Below are 18,301 nucleotides of genomic sequence, written 5' to 3'. Positions count from 1 at the left end.
CGTGCCTCAGTCCGCGCTCTCGGAGATCATTTCCAAGAGCGCCGACGCTTTTCCCAGGACCTCCAATGCGGCCTTGTTCCGGGCGAGTTCCTTCTCCAGCCGTTCCACCTGCCGGCGCAGTTTCTCGTTCTCGGCCTCGGCGGCGGACTTCTTCGGGCGGACCGGGCTCGTGCGGCGGTCGGCCAGGTTTTCCAGGGCGCCGGCATCGCGCGCGGCCCGCCATTCGGTGACGTGGGAGTGGTACAGGCGCTCGCGGCGCAGGACCGCACCCTTCTCACCCTCGGGCGCGGCGTCGTACTCGGCGACGATCCGCAGCTTGTACTCGGGGCTGAACGTGCGGCGCTTCGGCTTGGGAGCCGGGCTGGCAGCGGACGGATTGGTGCTGGTCATCAGGGGTGGAACTCCTACTCGGGGCCCTCTCAGGCTAACCCGACAAAGCGGGATGTCTCACCCAAGGCTGACAGAGAGGGACGGGTTCGGCCTGCGCATCGAGGTCCGCGGCCCGGACGGGCTGCCCGTCCACGAGCGGTAGCCCTGCCAGGTCCGGGCCGCGGCGGAGCGGGTGGTCAGCACGACGGAGTCGGCGGCGTTACCGGTGGCGCAGATCTCGGCCCGGCCGGCACGGCGTACTCCCGTCGGCCCGCTGCCCGTCCGCTCGCTGCTCACCACTGCCGCACCTGGTGCACGATGCCGACCGCGGCGGCGGTGAGCGGGACGGCGAGCAGTGTGCCGAGCAGCCCGCCGAGCGAGGCACCCGTCACGATGGCCAGCAGCACCACCGCCGGGTGCAGCCGCACCGTCCGGCTCTGGACCGCCGGCTGCAGCACCGCCCCCTCCACGGCCTGCACGGCCAGCACGATCACGAACGCCCACAGCGCCTCCGCCAGGCCCCCGTCCGCGAACGCCACCACCACCGCGGTCAGCCCCGACAGGAACGCGCCCGCGTACGGCACGTACGCCCCGACGAACACCAGCGCGCCCAGACCCAGCGCGTGCGGCACCCCGAGGATCGTCAGGCCCACCACGATGAACACCGCGTCGATACCCGCGATGATCGTCGTCCCGCGCATGAAACCGGACATCGCGCCGTACCCGGTCCGGGCCACCGCGACCACCCGCTCCCCCTGGCCCGCAGGCGCCGCCCGCCGCAGACCCTCCACCAGCAGCGGACGGTCCCGCAGCAGGAAGAACGCCAGCGCCAGCGTCAACACCCCGCACGCCAGCACCTGCGCGGCCAGACCCACCCCGCTCAGCACGCCCGACACGATCCCCTTGCCCAGGCTCTCCCCGAGCTGCTCCACCCCGCTCGCGGCCCCCCGGACCGCCTGCGCCAGCGGATCCGTCCCGGACGCCCGGTCCGCGGCCGCCCGCAACGAGGCGGTCAGTCCTGACGCCGCGTCCGAGATCAACCGCACCACCACCCACAGCGCGGCCCCCACCACCACGACCAGCACCAGGCACCCGGCCGCCGCCGCGGCGGCCCGCGGCAGCCCGCGCACCGTCAGCCGCCGACTGATCGGCTCCACCAGCGCGGTGATCAGCACCGCGATCAGCAGTGGCAGCACCGCCGCCCGCAGCAGCACGCACAGCGCGACGACCAGCGCCACCACCGCGGCCGCCACCAGCACCGCCGTCCCCCACCGCGAAGCGGCCCCCAGCCGCGGCCCCTCCTCGGCACCTTCCCGGTCGAAGTCCATCCAGGTCCGCCCTTCCCCACGCGACAGCGCGGCAGCGCGACAGCGCACGTTGCGGCAATCCTCCCCCGCCACCGTCCGCCCGAGGCCGCCCTGCAGCCCCGCCCGCCCCGATTCACCTGCTCGGCGCACCCCCCGACGGCACGGACACCGCCACCGGCCGCACCGCCGTCCTCGACCGCGCCCTCGTAACCCGGTCCCCAGGCCGTGGTCCACGACATCTGCCGGCAGTTCGGACTCCCCGCCGAGCGGAAGGACCTGCTCCACGCCGCGTTCGAGACCCGTGGAAGCACCTCTGTTCGGCCGTGGACACCGACGGCGACGGCGCCGTGGACTGCACCGGGTCCGACTCCGTGCCTGCGGGCTTCGACTTGTTCGCGTGCGCTCCCGCTCCCCGGGAAACGTCACACCCCGTCAAGACCGGCAGCCGCCGGGCCGCTTTTCAGGAGCAGCTCTCGCACGGCCGTGCCGAACGGTGCGCGGACAGGGCCGCAGGCGATCCCGTCGGATCCACCCGGGCCCCGGCAGGTCACCGCCCACCACCGGCACGGCCGCCCAGCCGGACGACCGTGAGATCGAACTGGCCGTACCCGTCCTCCCAGCCCGCGACCGGTTCACACCCCGCGTCCTTCGGGCCGCCCGCCATGGCATCGCCGGAGAGCGGCATCAGGCCCTCGTCGCCGTCGGTGCAGAAGTACCCGATGTGGGTGCGGAGTCCGGTGTGGCCGATGACGGCCAGCGCCTCCTCCCACTCCTCGCCGGGCTGCGCCGTGAAGGGCACCAGGTTCTCGGGTCCGTGGCCGGTGTCGAGAGCGGTCCGCAGGGCGTCGAGGAGGGTGCCGTCGGAGGCGAGCCGGGGGCAGTACACGCTCCACGTCCCGGCCAGGGCGGGAGCGGCGAGATCGACGCCGTACCGCGCCACCAGCGGAGCGAGATCGGCGCCCCGGACGAGCCCCCGCCCGGAGCCGACGGCGTCGAGGGCGGCGGCGAAGTCCCGGGGAAGCGCCGCACCCGCGCCCTCGGGCGGCGGGAACTCGAAGAGCGATCCGCGCGCGTCGAAGACCGGGGTCCGGTCGGACTCGTCGAACAGGCAGCAGTCCCAGACGACCGGTTCGGCGCCGCTCAGGGCGGCCGGGCTCACCCAGAGGGCATCCTGCCGGAAGCCGGTCTCGTACAGCAGATTGCCGCCGACGCAGGCGGCGTAGACCGCGTCGGGGTCGTACTCCCGCAGGGGGCGGCCGAGCAGAACGGCGAAGGCGTCGGCCAGCTGCCGGTTCCAGTCGCCCTCCCCGGACGTCCGGGGCCCCGAAGGGGAGGACCGCGCGTCCGGGGGGACAGAGGGGCCGTGTGACATGGCGTCACTGTAGTACCGCCCTCCGACGGCCCGACCGGGCAACCGGACCGAACCGGAGCAGGCCCGGATCCGGGGCCGCGAAGCAGAAATCCCAGGCCGGCAACCCCGAACCGCACCGCACCGGTCAAAGATCAAGCTGGAGCCGGCGATACTTCGGGCCCTTGTACTTCGGGTCCTTGTACTTCGGGTCCTCCGGGAAGGGCACACGAACGTACTTGCCCCGCTGAGGCGCACAGGCGCCGATCGTCGCGTAGTTGCGCTGTGCCTCGGCAAGGCTCAGCGGCCCGTTCGGACCTCGTCACGGTCGTGCTCGTCCTGCCCGTCGTCCTCCCAACAGCACACCGGGCACGTCTCGTTCACCCCGCGTGTTTCCAAGGTCGGGCAGCCGCAGCACGGGCAGGCGTACGGGCCGTTCTCCGGCCCGAGCACGATGTCGAACCTCTGCGGGTCAGCGCCCTTGTCGTCGCTGGTCACGCCGCCACAGGCAGCAGCACTCACTGACAACCAGCACGGTCGGAGGTTAACGCCAGGCCAGCCGGGTCATGAGATGCGCCTTGGAGTAGTAACCAACTAGCTTTCCTGGCAGTTCTGTTGCTCTTCCAGGAACAACGCCTGCCTCTCATGCTGCACCCGGTGGGCCGCGATCAGGTCCCGGTACCACCCGTACGACGCCTTCGGCGTCCGGCGCTGCGTCTCGAAGTCGACGTGCACCAGGCCGAAGCGCTGGCTGAAGCCCTCGGCCCATTCGTAGTTGTCGAGGAGCGACCAGGTGCAGTACCCGCGGACGTCGACGCCTTCGGCAGCGGCTGCGGCGAGGGCGTCGAGGTGGCCGGCGAGGTAGGCAATCCGGTCCGGGTCGTCGACGGTGCCGTCCGGGCCGACCTCGTCGGCGACGGAACAGCCGTTCTCGGTGATGGTGATCGGCGGAAGTGCGGTGCCATAGCGGTCGCGGAGACCGACGAGGAGTTCGCGCAGGCCGTCGGGGACGACCGGCCAGCCGAACGCGGTGCGGGGGACGCCCTCGATCTCGGCCTCGGCGAACGGGAGACCGGGCTCGGTCGGGGCGGCGATGCGGGTGGGGTTGTAGTAGTTGACGCCGAGGCCGTCGAGGCCGGGGCCGGCGATGAGGTCGAGGTCGCCCGGGTGCACCGTGCCGCCGAGGTCGGCCGTGAGGCCGAAGGCCGACAGGTCGGGGTAGCGGCCGAGGAGGATCGGGTCGGTGAACAGGCGGTTGTGCAGGGCGTCGTAGGCCTCGGCGGCGGCGAGGTCCGCGGGCGCCTCGGTGGCCGGCCGGACGGGGGTCAGGTTGTTCGCGATCATCACGTCCAGGCCGCGCTCGCGCAGCACCGCGGCCGCCAGCCCGTGGCCGAGCAACTGGTGGTGGGCGGCCGGCAGGGCGTCCAGCATGAGGACACGGCCGGGTGCGTGGATGCCGAGGGCGTAGCCGTACACCATGTGCACGAAGGGCTCGTTGAGGGTGATCCAGGCGGGCACGCGGTCGCCGAGCCGGTCCGCTACCACCTCGGTGTACTCGGCGAACCGGTACGCCGTGTCGCGGTTCAGCCAGCCGCCGCCCGCGTCGGAGCCGCCGGTCGACGGGGCTTCCAGGGCCTGCGGGAGGTCCCAGTGGAAGAGGGTGGGCAGCGGGGTGATCCCGGCCGCCAGGAGGTCGTCCACCAGCCGGTCGTAGAAGGCGAGTCCGGCCGGGTTGACCGGTCCGGTGCCGGTGGGCCGGATGCGGGGCCAGGCGATGGAGAAGCGGTAGGTGTCGAGGCCGAGGCCGCGCATCAGCGCGATGTCCTCGGGGTGGCGGTGGTAGTGGTCGCAGGCCACTGCTCCGGTGTCGCCGTCGCGGACGGTGCCGGGGCGGGCCGCGAACACGTCCCACACGGAGGGCCCGCGCCCGTCCTCGTCCACCGCGCCCTCGATCTGGTAGGCGGCAGTGGAGACTCCCCAGCGGAATCCCACCGGGAGGTCGAGTCGGTTCGGCATGGTCTGACTCCCTGCTCACGACGGTGATGAATGAGAGCGCGAAAACCCGAGGAGGGCTCATATTAGTGCGCTGCCGTCGAAACACCAGGTGCAGGCCCTCGCCCCCTGGCGGATGCCGAAAGACGATCACCCTCCACGAGGGGCGGCTTCGATCGGACGGGCCACCGTCGCACCGGGCCGGGCCCGCCAAAGCTCTGCGCCAGGCCAGTTATTGGAGCAGGCGGCGAGGTCTGCGAGCGGCAGCGCCCGGCGCCCCTCCCGGAGAAGGAAGGGCCGGGGGGTGCCGTCGTCAGTGGAACTCGACGAAGGGCCGCTCCGCGAAGTCGGCGATACCGACCTCGAACCCGGGGCCGGCCAGTACCCGGTGAACGAACTCGGTGGACGAACTCGGTGGACGAACTCGGTGGACGAACTCGGTGGACGAACTCGGTGGACGAACTCGGTGGACGAACTCGGTGGACGACATCCGGACCTCCTGCCGGCCCTCCCCCTCCGGGCGGAGGGCGATCGGCCACCGCGCCGGATCACCACCGCCGGATCACCATCGCCGGCGAGCCGGAAGCACCCGCTCGCCGTGGTGGTGTCGCCCCACGGGAACAGCCCCTTCCCCCGGGACGTACAGCGCGTACGACCCGATGTCCGCCGGACACGGGGAGATCACCGTGATGCGGCGGCCCCGCCGCGCAACCGACGGGACATCGGGGGCGACAGGAATCTGACGTACCGTCAACTTCGTTTTCACCAGCGGCCATGACGCCGGCCACGGCACTGCTCTCCGGCCTCAAGGACCGCCACCCCTGGCGGAGTTCACGTGATCACGAATCGGTCGCCGCGACGGTGAGCCGTGCACGGTTGCCGGATTCCGTGCGGGCGGCGACGCGCATCCGATGATCCGTGGACGATTCGTCGCCGCCCGGGTGACGGAGGTGCGCGCCGGGCGGTGGGCGCCTGCCGGAGAGCGGCGCCGCCGGGGCGGCCGAGGGCGTCGTACCGCCCTGGCATGTCCAGGGTGGAACCGAGGCGCAGCGGCCCGGCAAACCATTGACGCTCCCGGTGACACGCCGTAGGGTCGCGGCCCAGTGGACGCCGGTCGGTGATCCCGGACGGGGCGGAACGCCGCCGAACTCCGGGTCGCCGTCCCTCGCCGGGCAGTCCACGGGGGTGTCATCTGCCGTGTCCGTGTGCCGGGTTCACCGGTCCGTGACGGCTGCCGCGTCTCCCTCCACGCCGTCCGCCACCTAGCGGATCCCTCGGCGTAGTCCGGCGTCCCATGAGCAAACCCACTCAGCAAGGGATGTACCGGTGACCCGATTCTCGCGGCCCACGGCTGTTGCCGTGGGCGTGGTCTGTGCAGTGCTGCTCTCCGGTTGCGGGTCGGGCTTCCTGGGGTCCGGATCGACTCTCACGGTCGTCATCGGCGTGGACGGGCCGCTGACCGGCAAGCTCGCCGACCTCGGCCTCGGCATCCGCAACTCCGCCGAGCTCGCGGTCGCCAAGGCCAACGCCAAGAAGACCGTGCCGGGCGTGACGTTCGTGCTGGACGCGAAGGACGACCAGGCCGACGAGGCGACCGCGCTCGCCAACGGTCAGGCGTTCGTCGCCGACGGCCGGGTGATGGGCGTCGTCGGGCCGCTGACCTCGTCCGGCGCCCTCGCGATGGCCCCGGTGCTCTCCAGAGCCGGCCTCGCCGTGATCTCCCCGTCCAACACCTCGCCCGCGCTGACCTGGGGCGCCGACTACCGCGCCAACGGGAAGAAGCGCCAGTACGCCACCTACTTCCGCACGGTCACCACCGACGCCGTCCAGGGCCCGCTGCTCGCCCGGTACGCGTACAAGCGGCTGGAGGCCCGTCGCGCGGCCGTCATCAGCGACAAGAAGGCCTACGGCAGCAACCTCGCCGCGGAGTTCGCGACGGCCTTCGAGGAGGTCGGCGGCAACGTGGCGTTCCGGACCACCGTGCAGTCCGGCACCACGGACTTCACGAAGCTGGCCACGCAGGTCGCGGCGGCCCATCCCGACATCGTGTACTACGGCGGCGAGCACCCCGAGGGCGGACCGCTGTCCGCGGCGCTCAAGGCGGCCGGTGTGAAGGTGCCGCTGGCAGGTGGGGACGGCCTGCACACCGACGGGTACGTCAAGGCCGCCGGTGCGTCGTCCGAGGGCGACATCGCCAGCCAGCCCGGCATCTCGGTCGAGGGCCTCGCCTCCGCCTTCGCCTACCTCGACGCCTACGGCCAGGCCGGTCTCAAGGAGGAACCGGGCCCGTTCGGCCCGTACGCCTACGACTCCACCTGGGCGCTGATCCAGGCGGTCGGCCGTGTCAGGCAGGCGCAGCCGGACCTGTCGGGGCCGGAGTTGCGCACCGCCGTGGCGGACGCCCTCCAGCAGGTGTCCTTCTTCGGGGTCACCGGCGACGTGGCCTTCGACGAGTACGGTGACACCCGCAACCAGGTCGCCTCGATCTACCAGGTCAAGAAGGGCGCCTGGTCGGCCGTCGTCCCGTTCGGCCGGCTCCGCGACTTCTGACCGGGCGGACCGCTCGCGGCGGGCTGCGACGGCGGGCACGCGGCACGGCACTGGCCGCTCCCCCGCGGATCACCGGGACGGGGACGGGCGGCGGCCGTCCCCGTCCCGGTGATTCGCGCCGCGAACTCCGGATGGGGCAGAGTGAGGTCATGAACGCGCAGACGGGGAGCGGTGGTCGGCGCCCGCACGGCCCGGCCCGTCGCATGCCCGTGCAGCAGCGGAGCCAGGAGCGGTACGAGCGGCTGCTGGACGCGTGCGCGGGTCTGCTCGACGAGGCGGGCCCGGCCGCGCTCACGACGAAGGAGGTCGCGCAGCGCGCGCACGTGCCGATCGGCACCCTCTACCAGTTCTTCTCCGGCAAGGAGAGCCTCTTCTCGGCGCTCGCCGAGCGGAACCTCACGCACTACCTCGACCGGCTCGCCGTGCACCTCGACGCGGCGGCGCCGGTCGGCGTGCCGGCCTTCGTCGAGCTGGCCGTGGAGGAGTTCGTCGCCATGAAGCGCGACGTGCCCGGCTTCGGGCAGATCGACTTCGGCCTGGTGACGGCGGCCCCCGCGGTCCTGGACGACCGCCCGGACGCACCGCCCGGCGAGGAGCACGGCGAGGAGCCCCGCGAGGAGCCCGACGGCCTGCACCTGCTGGACCGGCGGCTCGACAACAACGCGGCGGTGGCCGTGCGGATCAGCGCCCTGGGCGGCGACCTCTTCGCCCGGCCCGGGTGGGGACTCGCCCTGCGGGTGGCGCTGGAGTCGGCGGACGCCGTGCTGAAGCTGGCCTTCCGGGCCGACCCGGCGGGAGACCCGGCGCTGATCGCGGAGTGCAAGCGCCTGCTGTGCGGCTACCTCGCCGAACACCCGGCATCCTGACCTCCCACGGACACCCCGGGCCCGCACCGCCCGACGCACCCCGGCCCCACGCACCGGGTCGGACGCACACCACTGCACGCACCCCGCCCGACGCACCGGGCAGGACGCACCCAGCCGCACGCACCGGGCAGGACAAAAGCGGGCCGCACAAAGGCGGATGCCCACCCCGCGGCTGCGGGGTGGGCATCCTTCCGGGTCCTCGGTGTCAGGAGGCGAAGACCTGGAACTCGGAGAGCTGACCGGCAGGCCAGCCCGTGTTACCGGTGAAGCTCAGCCGCACGAAGCGGGTGGGGGTCGCCGGCAGGGTGATGGTCACCGTGTTGCCGGTGGCCGGGTTGAAGGTGTAGCCGGCCGAGCCGACGAGGGTGGAGAAGGTGTTGCCGTCCGTGGAGCCCTGCACCGCGAGGGTCTCGGTGCGGGTGGCCCAGGAGCTCGCCGGGGGGAGCTTCAGGGTGACCTTGGAGAGCGGCAGCGCGCAGCCGAGGTCGACCTGCAGGGTCTGCGGGAAGGCGTTGTTGGCGCTCTCCCAGTAGGTGTCGGCGTTGCCGTCGACGACGTTGCCCGCACCGTAGTTCTGGGTGGAGCTGGAGGAGGTCGCCGGCTTGCCCTGGGCGATGTTGCCGGTGCCCGGGTTGCAGGTGGGGGTGGTGGTGGGGCTGGGGCTCGGGGTCGGCGAGCTGGTGCTGCCGGCGCCGAGGAAGACCTGCAGCTCGGAGAACTGCGCGGCGGGCCAGGCGGTGTTGCCGGTCACGCTGATCCGCAGGTAGCGGGTCGAGTTGGTCGGCAGGGTGATGGTGGCGGTGTTGCCGGTGGCCGGGTCGAAGGTGTAACCGGCCGAGCCGACGAGGGTGGAGAAGGTGTTGCCGTCCGTGGAGCCCTGCACCGCGAGGGTCTCGGTGCGGGTGTTCCACGCCGTGGCCGGCGGGAGCTTCAGGGTGACCTTGGAGAGGCTCACCGCGCAGCCGAGGTCGACCTGTGCCCACTGCGGGAAGGCGTTGTTGGCGCTCTCCCAGTAGGTGTCGGCGTTGCCGTCGACGAGGTTGGCCGCGGTGTAGCTCTGGTTGGAGCTGGAGGAGGTCGCCGTGCGGCCCTGTGCGACGTTGCCGGTGCCGGTGGGGCAGGTGGGCGTGGGCGAGCCGGACGGGGAGGGCGACGGGGAGGGCGAGGAGGACTGCGACGGGCTCGGCGAGGGGCTGGAGGTGCCCGGGTTCGACGGCACGCCGTTGTAGGTCCAGATCGGGTTCGGCCAGGTGCCGGAGCAGGTCGAGCCGGTGAGGCCGGAGTTGCCGCCGCCGTCGGTGATGACGAAGCCGCTGCCCACGCAGTTGTGGATCGGGGTGGCGGACTGGCCGATGTTGGTGGCCTTCACGTTGGTGAACTTCATGGTGGCGGCGGCCTGGGCCTGGACGGCGTAGGTGCCGGCACCGTTGATGTTCACGTTGGTGAAGTTGATGCCGCTGGCCGGGCCCTCGATCGTCTGGATGGCCTCGTAGGAGGAGTCCAGGATGTCGGTGTCGGTGATGTTGATCGTGGCGCCGGAGATGGCCTCGTTCAGACCGGAGAACCAGACGGCGCCGACGCCGAACTGCCAGTTGAAGTCGGAGTTTCCGGTGCGGATCAGGGTGTTGCGGGCGGCGGTGATGGTGCCGGCGACGGCGGTGCCGCTGCCGGAGTTGACGCCCGGGTAGCGGTTGGCGATGTGCAGGCCGCCGCCGTTGGAGATGGTGTCCGACATGACGTTGTCGGAGATGGTGAAGTCGCGGCCGCCGTAGGTGACGATGTTGTTCGCCAGGATGGGCAGGACGACGGTGTTGTGGGTGAAGCTGTCGTTGGTGTTCGGCTTGTTCTCGGGCCAGGAGGCGAGGCCGTCGTCACCGGTGTTGCGGACGAAGGTGTTGGTGACCGTCGAGTTGGTGACGCCGGTGTGGAAGTTCACACCGTCCGCGGTCTGGTCGAGGATCCGGCTGTTCTTGATGGTGAGGCGGTCCATCGGACCGTCCATCCAGGCGCCGACCTTGGTGTGCTGCAGCCACAGGTTGTCGATGGTGGAGTTGGACATGGCGCCGCCGATGGCGTTGACCTGGTCCTCGTCGACGCGCTCGCGGATGTCGCCGATGATGGCGAAGTCCTTGAGGTTGACGTTGGTGCTGCCGCCGTTGTTGACGTACTTGCCGTAGATGCCGGCCGCGTTGGCGCGGTTGTTCGGGTCGCGGCCGCCGAGCACGGAGTACCAGGGGCCGGCGCCGACGAGGGTGACCTTGTCGACGACGACGTGGCTGTACAGGGTGAAGTTGCCCTGCGGGATGTAGACGGTCTTGCCCTGCGCCGCACCGGCGTTGACCGCCGCCTGGAACTTCGCGGTGGAGTCGGTGGCGCCGGTGGGGTCGGCCCCGAAGTCGGCGACCACGTCGAGCGCGCCGGCCGGCTTGGCGATCGGTGCGGCGACGTTCTCGAAGTCGGCCAGGTCGATGGTGAAGGTCGGCGACTGCGAGGTCGAGGAGACCTGGAGGCGGATCTTGGTGCCGGCCGGGTAGGTCTGGCCGAGCAGCGTGCGGGTCTCGTCGTAGAAGTGGTGCGGGTTGTTGTCGCCCGGGTTGTTGTTGAACGGGTAACCACCGTAGTACCAGCTGTACTTCGAGGTGACCGGCACGCTCTTGACCGTGCTGCCGTTGACCTGCAGGTCGATCGAGGCGTCGCGGCCCTTGCCGTCCGGGGAGTCCGGCAGGCTGTACCGGAAGTCGACGGAGTTGGCGGGCTGCGTCAGCGTGAACTCGACGTACTGGCCCGTGCCGCTGAGGGCGACGGCCTGGCGGCCGGACGCCTCGGAGGGCAGGTTGCCGTACTTGCGGTCCGGCCCGATGACGGTGCCGTTGGTGGCGGCGTACTCCGCCTCCTGCTCCACGAACGGCACGGTGGCGCCGCGGCCGGGAACGCTGAGCGGGGAGAGTGCGGGGACGCCCGCGGCGTGCGCGGCGCCGGCGTTGGCGAGCACGGCGGTCAGCAGGCCGACGGTGCCCAGGGCGGTCGCGGTCAGGGCCGCGACGGTACGGGTACCACGCGTGGTGGGGGGTCGTTGCATCTGCGGATGCACATCCTTGCCGGGTCGTGGGGGTGGCTCCGGGGTGGAGGAAGTGCCCGGCACGGGTGTTGCGCTGACGCTTCGCCAGAGTGACGCGCAGGTTTCCGTCGGGCGTGGTGAGACTACGAGGACGGGTCGCACGAAGTCCATACCCCTGCGCAAAATCCGTATTGAAACCTGCAAGTTATCGTCGACATCGAAGTAACAAGACGATCACTGGCCCCCCATTGCGCCCGCCCCGGGCACACCGCAGAGTGGAAGCACAGCTCAGCGCCGGACTCCCCCCGAGGAGCGTGATCATGCAGGCCACCGTAGGCGACCAGCTCCACATCCACGGCAAGACCGTCGGCATGGTGGACCGCAAGGGCGAGATCGTCGAGGTGCGCGGCACCGACGGCCAGCCGCCCTACCTGGTCCACTTCGAGGACGGCCACGAAGGGCTGGTCTATCCCGGCCCGGACTGCGTCGTCGAGCACCAGCAGGAACGCCGCTGAGGTAGGTGCCACCGCTGCCGGGCCCCCTGGCCCACCTGTCCCCACTGCTGGACGACTACGGCTACCCGGCCGTGGGTCTGCTCGTGCTGCTCGACAGCGGCGGCATCCCCGTGCCCGGCCAGACCATCCTGGTGCTGGCCGCCGTCTACGCGGGCACCGGCCGGATGTCGATCACGGGCGTCGTCGCCGTGGCGGTCGTCGCCGCGGTCGTCGGCGACTGCCTGGGCTACCTCGTGGGCCGGACCGGCGGCCGTTCCTTCGTCGACCGTTGGGGCCGCTACGCGGGCCTCACGCCCGCCCGCGCGGAGCGCGCCGAGGGCTTCTTCACCCGCAACGGCGGCAAGGTCGTGACCGTCGCCCGCTTCGTCGACGGGCTCCGCCAGACCAACGGCATCATCGCGGGCACCACCGGCATGCCGTGGCGACGCTTCATGCCCGCCAACATCGCGGGGGCCGTGCTCTGGGTGGGCGTCTGGGCGGCCCTCGGGTACGTCCTGGGCGACAACATCGGGCCGCTGTACGAGCGGGCGGTGCGCTACCAGGTCTACCTGCTGGCCGCGCTCGCCGCGCTGGTCGCGGCGCTGGTGGTGCGGGCCGTCGCGCGACGGCGCCGCACCCTCCGGGACGGTCACCTCCGGGACGGTCAGCGCAGCGGCACGACCTCGAAGGAGGACGCGTAGCGCGTGCCGAGGCGCTCGCCGGCCATCCGGCCGAAGGTGCCCAGGAAGCCCGCGGCGTCCGCCATGTCGCCGCCGAGCCCGTCGAGGTAGGCGCGGTGCGCCTTCAGGGAGGCCACTCCGGCGTCGAAGAAGTCCGTGGTGTCGACCGCGTGGGCGGCGTCCGGCGAGCCCGCCGCCCAGACCGCGCGGACGCCGTCCCACGGCTCGTGGCCCTCCTCGGTGAGCTCCCGGAAGACCCAGCGGTTGCCCGCGTCGCGGACGGCGTCCAGGGTGGCCCGGCCGACCGCGATGTGATCGGCCTGGTTGGGCCAACTCCCGCCGTACGTCTCACGGAAGTTGGTCGTGATCACGATCTCCGGCCGGTGCCGGCGGACGGCCCTGGCGATGTCGCGGCGCAGCGGCAGGCCGTACTCCACGACGCCGTCCGGGTGGCCGAGGAACTCGACGGTGTCGACGCCGACCAGGGCCGCGGAGGTGATCTGCTCCTCCTCGCGGACGCGCCGGCACGTCTCGGGGTCGATCCCGTCGATGCCGGCCTCGCCGCTGGTGGCCATCACGTAGACGATCCGCTTGCCCTGGGACGTCCAGCGGGCGACGGCCGCGGCGGCGCCGTACTCCATGTCGTCGGGGTGGGCCACGACGGCGAGGGCGGTCAGCCAGTCCTCGCCGAGCGGTTCGTACGGGGTCGGTGCCTGGTCCGCCATGATCAGTCAGCGCTCCGGATCGAGTAGTTGAAGTCGGTGTGGCCGTAGTGCCCCATCAGTTTCAGCCAGAACGGCATCAGCATCTCGGTGCCACGCGCGGCGTCGATCCCGCCGAGGTCGAGAACGTCCGCGGACGCCCAGCCGAACTGCTCCAGCACGCCGCGCACCAGGGTCTTCGCCCCGTGGTCGTCGCCGGCGACGAACAGCTGGTGCGGGCCGGGCACCCGGCCGGGGTCGACCATCAGCGGGGCGGAGAGGGTGTTGAGCGCCTTGACCACCCTGGCCTCGGGGAACTCCCGCTGGATCTGCTCGCCGATGCTGTCGGTGTTGACCGGGCTGAGGCTGACGTCGCCGGTCGCGGAGAACACCAGCGGGTTGGAGACGTCGACGACGACCTTGCCCGCCAGGTTGTCGGCACCCGCGAGTCGCAGGGCCTGGAGGGAGACGGTGCCACCGGTGGCGTTGACGATCACCTCGCCGAAGGCGGCGGCCTCCTCGAAGGTGCCGGCGTGGCCCTGCGGTCCGGCCTGCTCGGCCCAGGAGAGGGCCGCCGGGTTGTCCCTGGTGCGTGAGCCCAGGGTGACCTCGTGCCCCACGGCGACGAGTTTCGTCGCCAGGGTGCGGCCGACGGTGCCTGTGCCGATGATCCCGAATCGCATCGTTCTTCTCCCGTTCAGGAATCGCTGCCGGATGTGTCCGCGCTGGTGCGGGGGGCCTCGCTCGCGGCGCCGGGCCGGCCGAGCACGCAGAACTCGTTGCCCTCCGGGTCGGCCAGGACGACCCACCCGGCGGCCCGCTGGCCGACGTCGGCCCGGCGGGCGCCGAGTGCCAGCAGGCGGTCGACCTCGGCCTGCTGGTCGTCGGGGCGGAAGTCCAGGTGGAGGCGGTTCTTGAGCTGTTTGCGCTCCGGCACGAAGACGAAGAGCAGGCCGGGCGTGCGGTCCGGGGCGGAACGGATCTCGGCCTCGTCGACGTCCACGTCGACGACCGTCCAGCCCAGCGCCGCGGCCCACCATCGGGCGAGTGCCTCCGGATCGGCGGCGTCCACGACGACCTGCTCCCATTCCAGTGCCATGATCGCACCCTACCTCCGGGGAGCTGACGGGACATCACCTCGGTGGGCGCCTCTCGCGGCCGGTCCGGGCCGCCGGTCACGGACGGGCTCCGCCCCGCGGTCCGTCGCCGCCGGAACAGGGCGGCGGTGACGGACGGCGGGGCGGGACGGCAGGGGCGCGGCTACTCGACGGTGACGCTCTTGGCGAGGTTGCGCGGCTTGTCGACGTCGCGGCCGAGGGCGACCGCGGCGTGGTAGGCGAGCAGTTGCAGCGGGATGTTGAGGAGCAGCGGGTCGAGCTCGGGCTCGCTCTTCGGCACGAGGATGCAGTGGTCGGCGAGCTTGGCGTCGGGTGCCCGGTGGGCGATGGCGAGGACGCGGCCGGAGCGGGCCTTGATCTCGCCGAGGGTGGTGAGGTTCTTGTCGAGGAGTTCGTCGTCGGGCACGAGGGCGACGGTCGGCAGCTCGGGGCTGATCAGTGCGAGCGGGCCGTGCTTGAGCTCGCTGGCGGGGTACGCCTCGGCGTGGACGTAGCTGATCTCCTTGAGCTTCTGGGCGCCCTCGCGGGCGACCGGGTAGCCGCGGACGCGTCCGATGAACATCATGCCGGTGTTGTCGGCGTACTCGGCGGCGAGCTTCGCGATCTCGTCCTGCTGTTCGAGGATCTGCCGGATGTGGCCGGGCAGTGCCTTGAGGGCGGCGACGATGCGGCGGCCGTCGGCGGGCGAGAGGTCGTGGATGCGGCCGAAGTGCAGGGCCAGCAGGGCGAAGGCGATCACGGTGGAGGTGAAGGCCTTGGTGGAGGCGACCGAGATCTCGGGGCCGGCGTGCAGGTACATGCCGCCGTCGCACTCGCGGGCGATGGCGCTGCCGACGGTGTTCACGACGCCGAGGACGCGGCCGCCCTTGCGCTTGATCTCCTGGACGGCGGCCAGGGTGTCGTAGGTCTCGCCGGACTGGCTGACCGCGATGTAGAGGGTGTCGGCCTCGATGACCGGGTTGCGGTAGCGGAACTCGGAGGCGGGCTCGCTGTGTGCGGGGATGCGGGCGAGCTCCTCGATCAGCTGGGCGCCCATCTCGCCGGCGTAGTAGGCGGAGCCGCAGCCGAGGATCTTGACGCGGCGGATCTCGCGCAGCTCGCGGGCGTCGAGGTTGAGGCCGCCGAGGTGGGCGGTGGCGAAGCGCTCGTCGAGCCGGCCGGAGAGGGTGCGCTCGACGGCGGCGGGCTGCTCGTGGATCTCCTTGAGCAGGTAGTGCTCGTAGCCGCCGGTGTCGTACGCGCCGACCTCCCAGTCGACGGTGGACGGCTGGCGGGTGACGGTGCGGGCGTCCTCGGTGAAGGTGCTGAAGCCGTCGGCGCGGACGACGGCGAGCTCGCCGTCCTCCAGGTGGACGACCTGGCGGGTGTAGCGCACCAGCGCGGAGACGTCGGAGGCGGCGAACATCTCCTTCTCGCCGAGGCCGAGCACGATCGGGCTGCCGTTGCGGGCGACGACGATGCGGTCGGGCTGGCGGGCGTCGACGACGGCGATGCCGTAGGTGCCGACGATGTGCTTGAGGGCGGCGCGGACGGCGTCCTCCAGCTCGACGCCGTCGACGGCGTGCGCGGAGACGAGGTGGGCGAGCACCTCGGTGTCGGTCTCGGAGGTGAAGACGGCGCCCTCGGCGGTGAGCTTGGCGCGCAGCTCGTCGGCGTTCTCGATGATGCCGTTGTGGACGACGGCGATGCCGCCGGCGTTGTCCGTGTGCGGGTGGGCGTTGGCGTCGCTGGGCTCGCCGTGGGTCGCCCAGCGGGTGTGGCCGATGCCGGTGGTGCCCTTGAAGCGGGCGGGCACGGCGGCCGCGAGGTCGGCCACGCGGCCCTTGACCTTGCAGACCTTCAGTGCGCCCGGCTTGCCGGTGACGGCGACGCCGGCCGAGTCGTAGCCGCGGTACTCCAGTCGCTGCAGGCCTTCCAGGAGGAAGGCGGTGGCGTCCTTGGGGCCGATGTAGGCCACGATTCCGCACATAGGGGTGGGACTCCTTCGGTTGCGCGCTGCGGGTGGGCCGCCTCAGCCGTACACGATGCGGCGCAGCTGCCGGGTGGACAGCTCGGGTGCCGCGACGCGCCGGGACGCCAGTTCGGCGCCGAGGCGGGCGAAGATCCGCTCGTTGGTCAGGCCGCGTGCCTGCAGCTCGCCGTGGCGGCGGCGGACGTACTCCTCGGTGGTCTCCGAGAAGTACGCGAGCACCTCCGCCACGACCCGCGCGGCCTCGCCCGGCCCGAGCGGGCTGGTGCGGGTGAGGTGCGCGAGGAGGTCTTCGTGAGGGTGGGGTGAGGCAGGCACGAGTGGGGAGCCTATGCGCGGGTCGGCCGGAAACCCAAGATTCCTGCCCGAAATCGGGCAGGTGATCCGGCATTCGGCGCACCGGCGGCGCGGGGGCACGGACGCGCGGGGCCGGGCGGCGGCGTTGCGGCGGCCCGCGGGCGGTCGGCGGACGCGGTGTGAGACGGTGGGGCCGGCGTGTCGGCGCGGGGGGCCGTTCCGCCGTCCGGGTGCCGCGTGCGTCCGGCGGCGCCGACACATCACCGTTCGGCGGCAGCCGGTCCGTGCATTCGGCCGTGCCGCCGTCAGGATGGGTGGAGCCACCCGTCCGTCGCCGACCACCGGGGGATTCACGCATGCAACCGCGGCTCTTCGCGATCGTCACCGCCGTCCTGCTCGCCGTGCTCGGCCTGGGAGCGGTCTCGGTGACCGAGTGGACGCCCCCGGGGGCGGCCGCCGCGGTCGGCGCCCCGGCGACGACCCAGGCCGCTCCCGGCGCGGCGGCCGCCGTCTCCGCCTCCCCCACCGGTGATCCCGCGGTCTGGACGCGCTCCACGCTGCGCAACAAGCTGATGGCCGAGATGGACGCCACCGACCCCGGCATCGCCCTGGCGGACCTGGACAGGATCAGCAAGGACAAGCCGTACACCGTGCGGTTCTGCCACCCGATCGCGCACGAGCTCGGCCACGCGGCGGTCAAGCGCTACCACGAGGACTTCCAGAAGGTCATCTCGTTCCCGCACGAGACCTGCGCCGCGGGCTACCTGCACGGCGCGGTCGAGGAGATGCTCGCGGCGTCGAAGAAGCCGAAGGAGGACATCCTCACGCTGTGCGCCCCGGCCAACAAGGGCCCGTGCATCCACGGCGTCGGGCACGGCATCATGTTCGTCACCAAGCAGGACATCCCGGCCGCCCGCGACCTGTGCAGCAAGTTCCCCACCACCAGCCGCCGGATCACCTGCTCCGAGGGCGTGTTCATGCAGCTCTTCGCGCCGGACGAGGAGGACGAGAAGGCCAAGGCGAACCTGCCCGCCGACAAGCTCGCCGCCGACCCCCTCTACCCGTGCCCCGAGCAGCCGGCGCTCTTCCAGTCCGCCTGCTTCTTCTACGCGCCGACCTTCTACCTGAGCTCGCACGACTACGCCCACCACCCGGAGGCCTTCGCGGGCGCCCTGAAGTGGTGCCTCAACGCCCAGGCGAGCGGCGGCGGGCCCGACTGCAGCCGCGGCGCCGGCTCCCGGATCATGAAGTACAACCTCGACCGCCCCGACTGGGCCGCCCAGCAGTGCGCCACCGCCGCCGACGTCTGGCAGCGCAAGGCGTGCGCCCAGGGACTGGTGAGCTACTGGACGGTCAACTACACCGAGTCCGGTGCCGCCGCGAAGCTCTGCAAGCAGATCACCGACGCCGAGATCGCCGGGTACTGCCGGTCCGCGGGCGGCCTGTCCGCCACCCTGGACTAGACGGGCCCGCGGACCGGCCGGGGGGACCGGAGGCGTACGATCTGCACGCAGGTGCGCCGAGGACGTCGTGCCCGGTCTCCCCCGTCACT

At 72.0% G+C, this 18,301-nt stretch carries 16 protein-coding genes and 3 pseudogenes; 5 read left to right on the top strand and 14 right to left on the bottom strand.

Going from position 1 to position 18,301, the window contains the following annotated elements; translation table 11 throughout:
• Positions 1–6: 6 nt before the first annotated feature.
• From OG335_RS30780 to OG335_RS30750, 7 genes and pseudogenes are all read right to left on the bottom strand, one after another.
• Positions 7–390: a transposase gene (locus OG335_RS30780; RefSeq protein WP_405009723.1), complete on the bottom strand. Its 384-nt coding sequence runs from the start codon at positions 388–390 to the stop codon at positions 7–9.
• 57 nt (positions 391–447) lie between these two features.
• Positions 448–666, bottom strand: a complete 219-nt coding sequence (locus OG335_RS30775) for a hypothetical protein (protein ID WP_405014402.1) — start codon at positions 664–666, stop codon at positions 448–450.
• Complete coding sequence (locus OG335_RS30770) at positions 663–1,697, bottom strand: AI-2E family transporter (RefSeq protein WP_405014401.1); 1,035 nt, start codon at positions 1,695–1,697, stop codon at positions 663–665. The genes OG335_RS30775 and OG335_RS30770 overlap by 4 nt, the downstream gene beginning before the upstream one ends.
• Before the next feature lie 526 nt (positions 1,698–2,223).
• Positions 2,224–3,048: a hypothetical protein gene (locus OG335_RS30765; RefSeq protein WP_405014400.1), complete on the bottom strand. Its 825-nt coding sequence runs from the start codon at positions 3,046–3,048 to the stop codon at positions 2,224–2,226.
• A gap of 124 nt (positions 3,049–3,172) precedes the next feature.
• Positions 3,173–3,477, bottom strand: a pseudogene (locus OG335_RS30760) (CPCC family cysteine-rich protein).
• A gap of 141 nt (positions 3,478–3,618) precedes the next feature.
• Positions 3,619–5,040, bottom strand: coding sequence for a GH1 family beta-glucosidase (locus OG335_RS30755; protein ID WP_405014399.1), 1,422 nt, complete (start codon positions 5,038–5,040; stop codon positions 3,619–3,621).
• A 289-nt stretch (positions 5,041–5,329) separates the two neighbouring features.
• The gene (locus OG335_RS30750; RefSeq protein WP_405014398.1) at positions 5,330–5,506 is read right to left on the bottom strand and encodes a hypothetical protein; all 177 of its coding nucleotides are present in this window, start codon (positions 5,504–5,506) and stop codon (positions 5,330–5,332) included.
• A gap of 836 nt (positions 5,507–6,342) precedes the next feature.
• Between OG335_RS30750 and OG335_RS30745 the strand changes: the two genes are divergently transcribed.
• Both OG335_RS30745 and OG335_RS30740 read left to right on the top strand, forming a co-directional pair.
• Entirely contained in the window at positions 6,343–7,566 is a 1,224-nt protein-coding gene (locus OG335_RS30745) for a branched-chain amino acid ABC transporter substrate-binding protein (RefSeq protein WP_405014397.1), read from the top strand.
• Positions 7,567–7,715: 149 nt separating this feature from the next.
• Positions 7,716–8,432 carry a TetR family transcriptional regulator gene (locus tag OG335_RS30740; protein ID WP_405014396.1) on the top strand — a complete coding sequence of 239 codons (717 nt, stop codon included), beginning with the start codon at positions 7,716–7,718 and terminating at the stop codon, positions 8,430–8,432.
• Between the two features lie 205 nt (positions 8,433–8,637).
• Here the strand turns inward: OG335_RS30740 and OG335_RS30735 are convergent.
• Positions 8,638–9,018 (bottom strand): annotated as a pseudogene (locus OG335_RS30735) (discoidin domain-containing protein); the annotation flags it as partial.
• A gap of 111 nt (positions 9,019–9,129) precedes the next feature.
• Positions 9,130–11,511, bottom strand: a pseudogene (locus OG335_RS30730) (discoidin domain-containing protein); the annotation flags it as partial.
• Between the two features lie 299 nt (positions 11,512–11,810).
• On the opposite strand from OG335_RS30730, the gene OG335_RS30725 reads away from it, so the two are divergent.
• Both OG335_RS30725 and OG335_RS30720 read left to right on the top strand, forming a co-directional pair.
• Positions 11,811–12,005, top strand: coding sequence for a DUF1918 domain-containing protein (locus OG335_RS30725; protein ID WP_405014395.1), 195 nt, complete (start codon positions 11,811–11,813; stop codon positions 12,003–12,005).
• Positions 12,006–12,010: 5 nt separating this feature from the next.
• Positions 12,011–12,685, top strand: a complete 675-nt coding sequence (locus tag OG335_RS30720; protein WP_405014394.1) for a DedA family protein — start codon at positions 12,011–12,013, stop codon at positions 12,683–12,685.
• Here the strand turns inward: OG335_RS30720 and OG335_RS30715 are convergent.
• The 5 genes from OG335_RS30715 to OG335_RS30695 form a co-directional block, all read right to left on the bottom strand.
• Positions 12,649–13,389 (bottom strand): PIG-L deacetylase family protein, encoded by a 741-nt coding sequence (locus OG335_RS30715; protein WP_405014393.1) that lies wholly within the window; start codon positions 13,387–13,389, stop codon positions 12,649–12,651. The two genes, OG335_RS30720 and OG335_RS30715, sit on opposite strands and share 37 nt — an antisense overlap.
• Before the next feature lie 2 nt (positions 13,390–13,391).
• The gene (locus tag OG335_RS30710) at positions 13,392–14,048 is read right to left on the bottom strand and encodes an NADPH-dependent F420 reductase (protein WP_405014392.1); all 657 of its coding nucleotides are present in this window, start codon (positions 14,046–14,048) and stop codon (positions 13,392–13,394) included.
• A gap of 14 nt (positions 14,049–14,062) precedes the next feature.
• The gene (locus OG335_RS30705) at positions 14,063–14,464 is read right to left on the bottom strand and encodes a VOC family protein (protein WP_405014391.1); all 402 of its coding nucleotides are present in this window, start codon (positions 14,462–14,464) and stop codon (positions 14,063–14,065) included.
• Positions 14,465–14,625: 161 nt separating this feature from the next.
• A complete protein-coding gene (glmS, locus tag OG335_RS30700; RefSeq protein WP_405014390.1) occupies positions 14,626–16,452 on the bottom strand; it encodes a glutamine--fructose-6-phosphate transaminase (isomerizing) in 1,827 nt (608 codons plus the stop codon).
• Positions 16,453–16,494: 42 nt separating this feature from the next.
• Positions 16,495–16,770 carry a hypothetical protein gene (locus tag OG335_RS30695; RefSeq protein WP_405014389.1) on the bottom strand — a complete coding sequence of 92 codons (276 nt, stop codon included), beginning with the start codon at positions 16,768–16,770 and terminating at the stop codon, positions 16,495–16,497.
• A 335-nt stretch (positions 16,771–17,105) separates the two neighbouring features.
• Here OG335_RS30695 and OG335_RS30690 point away from each other — a divergent pair, with 335 nt between their 5' ends.
• Positions 17,106–18,212 carry a hypothetical protein gene (locus OG335_RS30690; RefSeq protein ID WP_405014388.1) on the top strand — a complete coding sequence of 369 codons (1,107 nt, stop codon included), beginning with the start codon at positions 17,106–17,108 and terminating at the stop codon, positions 18,210–18,212.
• Positions 18,213–18,301 lie beyond the last annotated feature (89 nt).

The sequence above is a fragment of the Kitasatospora sp. NBC_01539 genome (assembly GCF_045040525.1).
Classification (GTDB): Bacteria; Actinomycetota; Actinomycetes; order Streptomycetales; family Streptomycetaceae; genus Kitasatospora.
This window is presented reverse-complemented; position numbering and strand designations above follow the sequence as displayed.

Excerpts from the sequence above, each read along its gene's own strand:
- OG335_RS30705 (WP_405014391.1), bottom strand. The coding sequence starts at position 14,464 with ATGGCACTGGAATGGGAGCAGGTCGTCGTGGACGCCGCCGATCCGGAG.
- OG335_RS30740 (WP_405014396.1), top strand. The coding sequence starts at position 7,716 with ATGAACGCGCAGACGGGGAGCGGTGGTCGGCGCCCGCACGGCCCGGCC.
- OG335_RS30750 (WP_405014398.1), bottom strand. The coding sequence starts at position 5,506 with ATGTCGTCCACCGAGTTCGTCCACCGAGTTCGTCCACCGAGTTCGTCC.
- OG335_RS30755 (WP_405014399.1), bottom strand. The coding sequence starts at position 5,040 with ATGCCGAACCGACTCGACCTCCCGGTGGGATTCCGCTGGGGAGTCTCC.
- OG335_RS30765 (WP_405014400.1), bottom strand. The coding sequence starts at position 3,048 with ATGTCACACGGCCCCTCTGTCCCCCCGGACGCGCGGTCCTCCCCTTCG.
- OG335_RS30710 (WP_405014392.1), bottom strand. The coding sequence starts at position 14,048 with ATGCGATTCGGGATCATCGGCACAGGCACCGTCGGCCGCACCCTGGCG.
- OG335_RS30780 (WP_405009723.1), bottom strand. The coding sequence starts at position 390 with ATGACCAGCACCAATCCGTCCGCTGCCAGCCCGGCTCCCAAGCCGAAG.
- OG335_RS30725 (WP_405014395.1), top strand. The coding sequence starts at position 11,811 with ATGCAGGCCACCGTAGGCGACCAGCTCCACATCCACGGCAAGACCGTC.
- glmS (WP_405014390.1), bottom strand. The coding sequence starts at position 16,452 with ATGTGCGGAATCGTGGCCTACATCGGCCCCAAGGACGCCACCGCCTTC.
- OG335_RS30715 (WP_405014393.1), bottom strand. The coding sequence starts at position 13,389 with ATGGCGGACCAGGCACCGACCCCGTACGAACCGCTCGGCGAGGACTGG.
- OG335_RS30690 (WP_405014388.1), top strand. The coding sequence starts at position 17,106 with ATGCAACCGCGGCTCTTCGCGATCGTCACCGCCGTCCTGCTCGCCGTG.
- OG335_RS30770 (WP_405014401.1), bottom strand. The coding sequence starts at position 1,697 with ATGGACTTCGACCGGGAAGGTGCCGAGGAGGGGCCGCGGCTGGGGGCC.